The organism is Streptomyces ossamyceticus (genome assembly GCF_001418475.1).
GTDB classification, from domain to species: domain Bacteria; phylum Actinomycetota; class Actinomycetes; order Streptomycetales; family Streptomycetaceae; genus Streptomyces; species Streptomyces ossamyceticus.
This window is the reverse complement of record NZ_LIQX01000965.1, coordinates 1-1521: the sequence shown is the minus strand read 5'-3', so window position 1 is coordinate 1521 and position 1521 is coordinate 1. Positions and strand designations below refer to the sequence as shown.

At 72.5% G+C, this 1521-nt stretch carries 2 protein-coding genes and 1 pseudogene; 1 reads left to right on the top strand and 2 read right to left on the bottom strand.

The window, feature by feature from the left end:
• Nucleotides 1-55: 55 nt before the first annotated feature.
• Nucleotides 56-241 (bottom strand): annotated as a pseudogene (locus AOK15_RS48220) (FAD-dependent monooxygenase); the annotation flags it as partial.
• Between the two features lie 2 nt (nucleotides 242-243).
• A partial coding sequence (locus AOK15_RS43455) for an FAD-dependent oxidoreductase (protein ID WP_240508837.1) occupies nucleotides 244-1154 on the bottom strand: 911 nt, incomplete at its 3' end.
• A 121-nt stretch (nucleotides 1155-1275) separates the two neighbouring features.
• Between AOK15_RS43455 and AOK15_RS41035 the strand changes: the two genes are divergently transcribed.
• Nucleotides 1276-1521, top strand: a 246-nt coding sequence (locus AOK15_RS41035) for a TetR family transcriptional regulator (protein ID WP_157870540.1), incomplete at its 3' end; no start/stop codon positions are given.

The window sequence follows — 1521 nt, the reverse complement described above, 5'->3', positions numbered from 1 at the left end:
CTCCCTGTGCCCGACGGGCACGACCTGCGTACGGGGCTGAACCGCATCGGGCCGCTCAGCCCCGCCCGTCCTTCTCCAGCTCCAGGAAGGCCCGCAGGAGCCAGGGGGCCGTGTTGTTCTCGGAGTCGATCTTGTGCAGATCGGCCCCTTCGAAGGTGGGCACCTGGGCGCTGCGTGTGAACATGGCCTGCTCGTACTCGGCGAGCGCGGCCTCGACGTCGTCGGGGTGCGCGGCGAGGGCNNGTGAGGTGGGCGGCGTCGCCGAGCAGGGTCACGCCCGGTACCCGGTCCCAGCGGTGGCCGGTCGGCAGGGCGTGGTGGGAGCGCAGGACCGGCACGGTGTCGCTCTCGGTGATCAGCGCGGTGAGTTCGGGTGCCCAGCCCGCGAACTCCCGTGCGATCCGGGCGAGGGCCGCGTCGCCCTCGGTGAAGTCGACGGCCGCGAACCACTCCTGAGGCCTGCTCAGCGCCACGTAGGCGTGGAGGGTGTCGCCGCCCTCCCGGTGGGCGAAGATCTCCAGGCCCGGCGCGGGCGCCATCATGAACCCGCCGCCCACCGCTTTCGCGGCAGCCGGATGCCGGGTGTCGGCCTCGAACAGGTAGGTCTCGACGAACGACGTGCCCACGTACTCCGGTTCGGCGGGGGAGAGCAGGGGCCGGACCCGTGACCACGCGCCGTCCGCCCCGACCAGCAGACCGGTGGTGACGGTGTCGCCGTCGGCGAACGCCACCTCGAATCGCCCCTCGCCGAGGGCGCGGGTGCCGCTCACCTTGCGGCCCCACCGGACGGTGCCGGCCGGCAGCGAGTCGAGCAGGATTCGCCGCAGTTCGCCGCGCTGCACCTCCGGACGGCCGCCGGTGCCGTCGTCGGCCCTGTCCAGCAGGACGGTCCCGTCCGTGTCGAGGAGCCGCATCGCCTGGCGGCCCTCCAGCACGATCGCGCGGAACTCCTCCGTCAGCCCGGCCGCGTCGAGGGCGAGCTGACCGTCGTGCTCGTGGATGTCGAGCAGCCCGCCCTGTGTACGGGCCGAGGGGGAGGGCTCGGCCTCGTGAACGGTGGCCGGGATGCCGTGGAGGTGCAGGACACGGGCCAGGGTGAGGCCGCCTAATCCGGCGCCGACGATCGTGACAGGGGTGGGCGTGGTGGTCGTCATGGTGGTTCCTCCGCACGCGAGTCGGCCGACCGTGAGGTGGCGATCGGCTCTGGTACACCGTTCCATCATGGAGCGGCGTTCCAACATTGGAACAGCGCTCCAGCCGTGTCAAGATGACGGCATGGCAACGCGGACGCGCCGGTCGCAGCGGCGCACAGAGGCGCTCTCCCGTGAACGCATCGTCGAGGCGGCGATCGAACTGCTCGACGCGGCAGGCGAGGGCGGGCTGACGTTCCGGGCGCTGAGCGAGCGCCTCGCCACCGGGCCCGGGGCGATCTACTGGCATGTGGAGAACAAGGGGGAACTGCTCGACGCCGTGACGGACGCGGTCGTCGCCGACGCGGTGGCGGGCGGGGCGAGCGGGGAG